Origin of the sequence: Sporomusa sp. (assembly GCF_035561155.1) — a bacterium.
GTDB lineage: Bacteria > Bacillota > Negativicutes > Sporomusales > Sporomusaceae > Sporomusa.
In genome coordinates, this window is the sequence record NZ_DATMYD010000005.1 from 1 (window position 1) to 7,993 (window position 7,993).

The window sequence follows — 7,993 nt, forward strand, 5'->3', positions numbered from 1 at the left end:
TCTTAATCCTGCATGAATATCAAAATTTTAACCAAAATTGGTATTTTTTTTTGAATATCAGGTCGATAATTGTCGAAAAATATTGAATTTTAATAATTATTTCTATATCAGCAATCACGTTTTGACTGCTGCTCAGTTGTAATATATATTAGAAATATTGTTAGAAACTTGTATACTATACGGGAGGTTCACTATGAATAACGGAAGCATACCTGTCGTGGTCGTCACCGGTGCCGCGCAAGGCATTGGCAGAGCCATTGCTCATAAACTTGCACGACAAGGTGCCCAGGTGATCGTAGCAGATAGTAATGAGGCTATTGGTGTTGAAAGCGTCAATGCAATGCTTGCCGAAGGGCTGGCCGTGCAATTTATCAAAGCAGATGTAGGCGTTATAGAAGACGTTAAGAATGTTATTCGTCTGGCCGAAAACGAATATGGACACCTGGACTGGATTATCAACAATGCCGGAGTTTCCTGGTTTAAGCCCATCGACGAGATTGAAGTAGCCGAATTTGACCAGATACTCGCTATCAACTTAAGATCTGCCTTCCTCTTCGCTAAGTTCGCCTTACCCCTGCTTACCCAATCAGCACAGGCCGCTATTGTCAATATTTCCTCCACCCGCGCCATTATGAGCGAACCACATAATGAAGGCTATGCGGCTGCTAAAGCCGGGCTGCTTGGCCTCACCCATGCCCTGGCTAATTCTTTAGGCCCTAAGGTCCGGGTTAACGCTATTTGTCCTGGCTGGATCGATGTCAGTCAACCGCCAACAGAACTTCGTCCTGAGGACCATGCGCAACATTTAGTCGGACGGGTTGGTCTCCCTGACGACATCGCACACGCCGCTGCTTTTCTGTTGTCAACAGAGGCTTCTTTCATCACCGGACAAGTCTTTGTAGTTGATGGTGGTATGACAAAAAAGATGATGTATGCAGAATAGCTAGTACCATTCTTTTTTCACCGCTAACGGTTCAAAATCCTGTAATTCATCATAGTATATATTAAGTTGCCAAAACAACCCATTGATAAGCATTATCAATGTCCTGTTATTAGTCTACACTGTATAACGGTTCGCGGAGGGGTGAGTATGCTTTCACCAAGCCTAGAAGACTATCTAGAAGAAATATACCGGTTTCACACCAGTCTCGGTGTTGTACGGGTTACCGATATCAGTCATAAGCTCAATGTTTCTTTGCCGTCGGTTACCAAAGCCATGCGCAAACTCAAAGTCCTTAACTACATCACCTACCAAAAATATGGCCATATCGGCCTGACAGCGACAGGCATCGAAACCGGCAAATTCCTCGTCCGCCGTAACCAAATTATTCAAGAATTTTTAGTGATGCTTCGCGCTAACTGCAACATTGCCGCCGAAGCGGAAGCAATCGAGCACTACCTGTCCAAATCCACCATTGGGTCAATTCAAGCAATAGTGGTATTCATGAGAAAAAATCCCGATGTTTATCAGCAATTATACACATTTCTTGAAAGCTGCCAGATGACAGACTCATAAAAATGGCAGGGGCTTTTCAACTGCCCCTGCCAACAATAACTATCCTAATCCTAAAAGACGAGCCGACTGAGCAACCATAAAACATACAGCAAATCCAGCCACTGTCGGAAGTAAGAAGGCTAAGAAGGTCCACTTGACGCTGCCTGATTCCTTATAAGTTGAAAGTAGCGCCGTTGTACACGGCCAGTGAAGCAGGCAAAATAACATGGTATTTAGAGCCGTTAGCCAAGTCCAGCCATGACTGACAAAGACTTGATGCAACTCTGTCAATTCGTCAAGCTCAATCATATACCCGGTAGACAAATAACTCATAAGCAAAATCGGAACAACAATCTCATTCGCGGGCAGCCCTAAGATAAATGCCAGCAAGATGTATCCATCAAGGCCGATCGCGTAGGCGACCGGCTGCAGCCATCCGGCCAGGTGCTGCAGAATACTGCCATCGCCTATGTACACGTTGGCGAGAATCCATGTAAGAACGCCTGCCGGAGCAGCCATGATAACCGCCCTTTTGAGAACAAATAGGGTGCGGTCAATCATCGACCGGTAAATCACAGCGCCGATTTGCGGCTTCCGGTAAGGAGGCAGTTCCAATACCATAGAAGAAGCTTCTCCCTTAAGGACAGTGTGTGACAAAAGCCAAGATACCGCAAAGGTAAAGGCAATCCCCAGCATTACCAGGCTGGTCATAAAAACTGTGACAGCAACAGTTTCATACTGTGGTGCCAAAGCCCCGCCCACAAAAATGGTTGCGATAGCTATGAGGGTCGGAAACCGCCCATTACAGGGCACAAAGTTATTGGTTAGAATGGCTATCAGCCTTTCCCGGGGCGAGTCAATAATCCGGCAGGAGACTATCCCTGCAGCGTTACAGCCGAACCCCATACACATCGTAAGAATCTGCTTGCCACAAGCCTTACACTTTTTAAACATATTATCAAGGTTGAAGGCAACCCTGGGCAGATAACCCAAGTCCTCCAACAGAGTAAACAACGGGAAAAATATCGCCATTGGCGGCAGCATTACCGAGATAACCCATGCAAGGGCACGATAGAGACCAAGGACGAGTACACCATGAAGCCACTCTGGTGCACCAGCTGCCTGAAACCATACGGTTAACTGCTCTTGAAAACTAAAAAACGCTGTGGCAATCATTTCAGACGGGATGTTGGCACCCTCAATTGTTATCCAAAAAACCAGCCCAAGCAGCATCAGCATAATGGGATAGCCAAATATGCGCGATGTCAAGATATCATCTAGCCTGTTATCCCAGCGCGATTTATCTGTTGCCGGTGTGATAACCGCTTTATGAGCAATCATCTCGGCGTTAGCGTAAATATCTGCAACTATTTTGTCGCCCATGGTGCTGCCCTGGCGGAGACGGATGGAATCAGCCTCCGCGCACAACTGTGCCAGCGTATTCATAGGTTTAACATTGTCTTTCATCTGTTAGCTGCCTCCTTGGTAACGCTTACATCAGTCAAGTTTAAGTGCATTCCAATACTTTCGATAAATGCCCTGTCTCCGTCTAAAAGCCTGAGTGCCACCCAACGGGAATTGAGTTTTTTACCAATAAGGCGCTCGACACTTGGTAAAAGCAGTTGTACTGCTGCTTCTACCTCAGCTGAATACGTTAACTGGTTAGGCTTGGTCTTGCACTCACCTGTGGCTACACGATGCAAGGTATCTATTAGGTGAGCAAGACCTTCATTTTGGCGTGCTGCTGTTGCTACCACCGGCACGCCGAGTTCTTTTTCCAACACCTCGGTATTGACCTTAATTCCTTTCTTTCTGGCTTCATCGATAAGATTGACACAAATAACGACTTTCGGGGTCATTTCCATTACCTGAAGCGCAAGATTTAGGTTTCTTTCCAGACAGGTTGCATCTAATACAACCAAGGTTACATCAGGACGGCCAAAACAGATAAAATCTCGTGCTATCTGTTCTTCTGCCGTATGAGCCAAGATGGAATAAGTACCTGGTAAATCCACTAGCAAAAATGATTTATTCTGGTACGTAAAGGTTCCCTGCGCATTATCGACCGTTTTGCCCGGCCAGTTGCCGGTATGCTGCCTCAGGCCGGTCAACGCGTTAAAAACAGTACTTTTGCCAACGTTGGGATTACCTGCAAGCGCAATCACGAACTGACCCGGGCTGGTATTAATCCCGAAATGTTCCCGCAGTACTCTCCTGGTCGAATCTATCACTTGTGCCACTCTTTATCCCCCCTATCTGCGCGTGTGTCGTCTGGTAAATACGCCCGGATAAGGCGGGCATCGTCAGTCCGCAGGGCAATGGTACTGCCCCTGACAGCATAAGCAATCGGATCACCGGCAGGACTTTTCCGCACACAGCGAATCGGCGTACCCGGCACCATTCCCAAATCCAGTATCCGCCGTCTCAATAACCCCTCAAGCTCAACACTGGCCACATAGCAGGATGCCCCTACCGCTAATTCTGAAAGAGCAATTGTTGACATCTGATGATCACTCACTTTTACTAACCTCCCTAACTTAACCTTAGCTAACAGCCGGCCAAAAAATATAAGTTAGCTGTAGCTAACAGATATACAAAAAATTTTAGCCTCAGCTAACTATCAGGCCATTTGTTATATGCTATGAAGCGATTTAAACGTCGGTTACTGAGACGGCATATTTTTTTAGCCCTTATCATATGTTTTTTGATGAGCCCTTAGTATAGATCACTGTCTTTTGGGAAATACTAGTTTTTAATAGATTTAGGAGGTGACGGGTATGGGGGATAAGAAGCCCGGCCGAGGCCCTAAAAAGGGTGCAAAAAACAAGAAACCACAGCTAGATATTTCTCAGGAAATCGTTGCAAAGAAATAACATAAGATAAAGAAAACACGGCTTGCGCCGAGCCTTGGCGAAAGCGGAAACCGATGTTGCCCTTATCCAGACGGAAAGTTATGCTTTCTAACAGGACAAATAAAAGCTACTCCCAAATCGCAGGATTTGGGAGTAGCTTTTGTACTATTTCAGTTCACAGCCTTTTGCCCTAACAAAAGAGCCACTTTGTGGTGAGGCCCAGCCCAAGGCACAGTGCTTAATTCTGCTGCGCTTAGCCAGCAAGCTTTATCTGTCAGTTCATCACCGGCTAGCCACTCACACTGGTAAAAAGAAATATCCCATTTACGGTGACTAAACGTATGAAGGTAATGAGATATTTTTTCCTTAATACATACAGCTTGGCGTAACTCATTCCAGAGTTCTTCTTTTAACTGCGCGACTGCCATTTCACCCTTAATCATTTCTATTGCGGGAAATTCCCACATCCCTGCTAACAACCCTGCTTTAGACCGCTGTCGCACCAAATATTTCCCGTCCCGCAGCACTACCCCAGCGGCCAGCATAACCATCTGCGGCGCCTTCTTCGGCGCCCGTACCGGCAGCGTATCCTGAACCTCCCGTGCGTAAGCTTCACATAGATTAGTTAACGGGCACAACTGACAACGAGGCCGCCGGGGAATGCATATCATGGCGCCTAAATCCATCAGCGCCTGGTTAAAATCACCCGGACATTGATTAGGTATATGCTGCCGAATTAATCGGTCAATTTCGCGTTTTGTCGCCTGCTTAGTGATGTCTCCTTCCAGACAAAACAGCCGGCTAATGATTCTCAGGACATTGCCATCAACTGCCGGAGCAACCCGGTTATACGCAATACTGGCAATCGCCCCGGCCGTGTATTCACCAACTCCGGGTAAACGCTGTATCGAGGCTGGATTGTCCGGTACCTTTCCGCCATAGGCTGAACATACCTCCCTGACACCTGACAAAAGATGGCGTGCCCGGCTATAATACCCCAGCCCCTGCCAATAATTGAGCACTTCTTGCTCAGATGACTGAGCCAAAGCTGCCAGTGTCGGGAACCTGTCCATCCACCGCTTGTAATAATCTTTTACCACCTCTACCCGTGTTTGCTGCAGCATAATCTCAGAAACCCAGATTCTATAGGCATCTTTATCCTTACGCCAGGGCAAGTCTCTGCCATTTTTGTAATACCAGTCCAGTAAATTTGTCGCCAGCGTCATCATGTTCTTCCCTTCTTAGGTTTTCAGCAAATAATTATCTACAAATAGCGAAGCTTGAGTTTGTTTATATATTACACAATTGTAACCCAGAAAAATAGTACCAAGCGTTAAAAAAGCAAGAAATAACTCGATACTCGAGCTACGCTTGCTTTTTCAACATCATTCATTATAGAGTTTGCCAGTAAATACGGCATTAGCCAGACTACTCAAATTTTAAATCTTTTTACTACTGCATTAAGTTCCTCTACCATAGTTTCCAGGCCCTGACTCGACGAGGCAACTTCCTGCATCACGGCTGTTTGCTCTTCTGTAGCAGCAGAAACAGCTTGGGTATACCTTGCATTCTCTTTGCTTATCTCCTCGATTTCCCGCACCGAGGAAACAATCTGATCTCCCCGGTCAGCCATTTGTTGTGCGGCTGTAGAAACCGTATGAATCTTACCTGTAGCAGCTTCAATTAGAGTCTCAATCTCGCTAAAGACTTTACCGGCCGAATTAACGACATTAGAACCAACCTTCACTTGTTTGCTGCCATCGTTCATTGCAGCAACGGCGCTTTCAGTATCGTTCTGGACATCCCTAATCAGTGTGGCAATTTGTTTGGCTGCTTCTTCCGATTGTTCGGCTAGTTTTCGCACCTCTTCAGCGACAACAGCAAAACCGCGCCCCTGTTCACCGGCTCGAGCTGCTTCAATGGCCGCGTTGAGCGCCAATAAATTTGTTTGGCTGGCGATACCCGAGATAGTATTAATAATCTGTCCGATTTTTTGCGACTGTTCACCAAGTTTGGTAATCACCTGCGCCAGATTATTTACAGTAGTTTCAATATGATTCATCTGCTTAATTGCCGAAACGATTTCTTTGTTGCCCGCATTAGCCGCAAGTGCCGTTTGCTGCGAAGCTGCAGCCACTTCATTCATACTGGAAACAACCCCGTCAAGGCCTTCAGCTTTTTCAACAATAGCCACGGTGTTCTGAACTGCATAAATCTGTTTTTCAGAACCGGTTGCCACTTCCCCAATCGACACAGCAATTTGATTCGAGGCCTGGGCAGACTGCTCGGCATTAGCCGCCAAAAGTCCGGTAGCACTGGCGACTAACACCGTCGAACGGCTTGTTTGTTGCAGCAAGGATTGAAGGTTTTCCGTCATTATCCCAAAGGAGTTGATTAGACGCCTTAATTCATCGTCACCACTATAAATAACATCAGCTTTAACAATTTGACCATCAGCGATCTGTTCAGCAACCGCAGCGATAGCAGTAATCGGCTTACTAATTCGTTTTACCAGATAAAAGCCTACTATGCCTATACCTAAGATAGAAACAATAATAACTATAGCAATAAACTTTTGCAAATCATCGGCACTAGCCATTGATTCTGCCACGCTTTGCAGTTTCAGCACCACCCAGCCGGTATTGCCGATGGGAGCATAGCTTACCAGATTAGACTCAACAACGGCAACTTGTCCAGTACCACTCGTGATTATGGGTAAAATATGCTCATTACTGAATAATTCATGAGCTTTTGCTTTTTCTTCATCACGACTATCAGTAAGATAGAAAAACTTTTTATCGAGAATAATGGCTTTTCCTGTATTTCCCTCGTTCAGCTCTTGGGCTAGCGTTGTTACATTGCCAAGCTTGAGGTTGCCACCAATATAACCAAGGAGCTGTCCTTTTTCATCCAGAATTGGTGCGACAATGGGCGCAGTTGCCTGCTTGGTAAACGCCGATACATACGTATCGGAAATAACAGTCGTATTAGCACCAGCAACATCTTTAAACCATTGACGGTCAGTAAAGTCCTTTTTGCCGCCAAAGTCGGTGCGAGGCCAGGTATTTTGGATAATACCCTGAGGATTTACACAGAAAAGCAGTTCAAACATGCCATTTCCCTCGTAGAAGGCCTTCAAAGTTTTTGTTTGATCTTCTGAACCCATCATAAATACAAAAGGGGTCTTAGCCAATGCATTAATATTAGCTTTACCATCTAGCAGATACTGATCTAAGCGGTCTGCGACGCGTGTCGCCTTGCTTGCCTGGGTCATTCTGCCTGACGTGTCTAATAGCGAATTGGCTTTATGGCTTGCAGCAAACCCAATAATGATTGCCGGCAAAATTGCCATAATCACGAATACAGCGGTCATCTTACTTTGCAAACTGTTAAACAGTACCCTAAATCGCATAAAAACTCCTCCAGTTTCGCAGCTAACCTTGCCAAATAAAAAAAGCCTTATGACAAGGCAAGCTCGGTTTATTCTGCTGAGTCGGCCCTTTTCACCCTTAATCGCCACTAAGAGCGTACTAGGTTCATTGTGAAAATTTTACCAGTTTAATTTTTAAAAGTCAATAATTTATATCGTCAGATTAATTTTATTTAAAACATTTAACTTTAATTTAACTTTTCTCCACTCTTAGAT

At 45.5% G+C, this 7,993-nt stretch carries 7 protein-coding genes; 2 read left to right on the forward strand and 5 right to left on the reverse strand.

The features are described from left to right. Nucleotides 1-193 precede the first annotated feature (193 nt). Together VN447_RS00985 and VN447_RS00990 are read left to right on the forward strand one after the other, a co-directional pair. Nucleotides 194-943: an SDR family NAD(P)-dependent oxidoreductase gene (locus VN447_RS00985; RefSeq protein ID WP_325521902.1), complete on the forward strand. Its 750-nt coding sequence runs from the start codon at nucleotides 194-196 to the stop codon at nucleotides 941-943. Between the two features lie 147 nt (nucleotides 944-1,090). Beyond that, complete coding sequence (locus VN447_RS00990; RefSeq protein WP_325521904.1) at nucleotides 1,091-1,516, forward strand: metal-dependent transcriptional regulator; 426 nt, start codon at nucleotides 1,091-1,093, stop codon at nucleotides 1,514-1,516. A gap of 39 nt (nucleotides 1,517-1,555) precedes the next feature. Here the strand turns inward: VN447_RS00990 and VN447_RS00995 are convergent, their stop codons facing one another. The 5 genes from VN447_RS00995 to VN447_RS01015 form a co-directional block, all read right to left on the reverse strand. Further along, the gene (locus VN447_RS00995; protein WP_325521906.1) at nucleotides 1,556-2,962 is read right to left on the reverse strand and encodes a nucleoside recognition domain-containing protein; all 1,407 of its coding nucleotides are present in this window, start codon (nucleotides 2,960-2,962) and stop codon (nucleotides 1,556-1,558) included. Further along, the gene (locus VN447_RS01000) at nucleotides 2,959-3,735 is read right to left on the reverse strand and encodes a FeoB small GTPase domain-containing protein (protein WP_325521908.1); all 777 of its coding nucleotides are present in this window, start codon (nucleotides 3,733-3,735) and stop codon (nucleotides 2,959-2,961) included. Before VN447_RS01000 ends, VN447_RS00995 begins: the two co-directional genes overlap by 4 nt. Further along, a complete protein-coding gene (locus VN447_RS01005) occupies nucleotides 3,723-4,013 on the reverse strand; it encodes a FeoA family protein (RefSeq protein WP_325521910.1) in 291 nt (96 codons plus the stop codon). The genes VN447_RS01000 and VN447_RS01005 overlap by 13 nt, the downstream gene beginning before the upstream one ends. 504 nt (nucleotides 4,014-4,517) lie before the next feature. Further along, the gene (gene mutY, locus VN447_RS01010; RefSeq protein ID WP_325521912.1) at nucleotides 4,518-5,576 is read right to left on the reverse strand and encodes an A/G-specific adenine glycosylase; all 1,059 of its coding nucleotides are present in this window, start codon (nucleotides 5,574-5,576) and stop codon (nucleotides 4,518-4,520) included. Between the two features lie 203 nt (nucleotides 5,577-5,779). Then, nucleotides 5,780-7,759, reverse strand: a complete 1,980-nt coding sequence (locus VN447_RS01015; protein ID WP_325521914.1) for a methyl-accepting chemotaxis protein — start codon at nucleotides 7,757-7,759, stop codon at nucleotides 5,780-5,782. Nucleotides 7,760-7,993 lie beyond the last annotated feature (234 nt).

Excerpts from the sequence above, each read along its gene's own strand:
- VN447_RS00985 (WP_325521902.1), top strand. The coding sequence starts at position 194 with ATGAATAACGGAAGCATACCTGTCGTGGTCGTCACCGGTGCCGCGCAA.
- VN447_RS00990 (WP_325521904.1), top strand. The coding sequence starts at position 1,091 with ATGCTTTCACCAAGCCTAGAAGACTATCTAGAAGAAATATACCGGTTT.
- VN447_RS00995 (WP_325521906.1), bottom strand. The coding sequence starts at position 2,962 with ATGAAAGACAATGTTAAACCTATGAATACGCTGGCACAGTTGTGCGCG.
- mutY (WP_325521912.1), bottom strand. The coding sequence starts at position 5,576 with ATGATGACGCTGGCGACAAATTTACTGGACTGGTATTACAAAAATGGC.
- VN447_RS01015 (WP_325521914.1), bottom strand. The coding sequence starts at position 7,759 with ATGCGATTTAGGGTACTGTTTAACAGTTTGCAAAGTAAGATGACCGCT.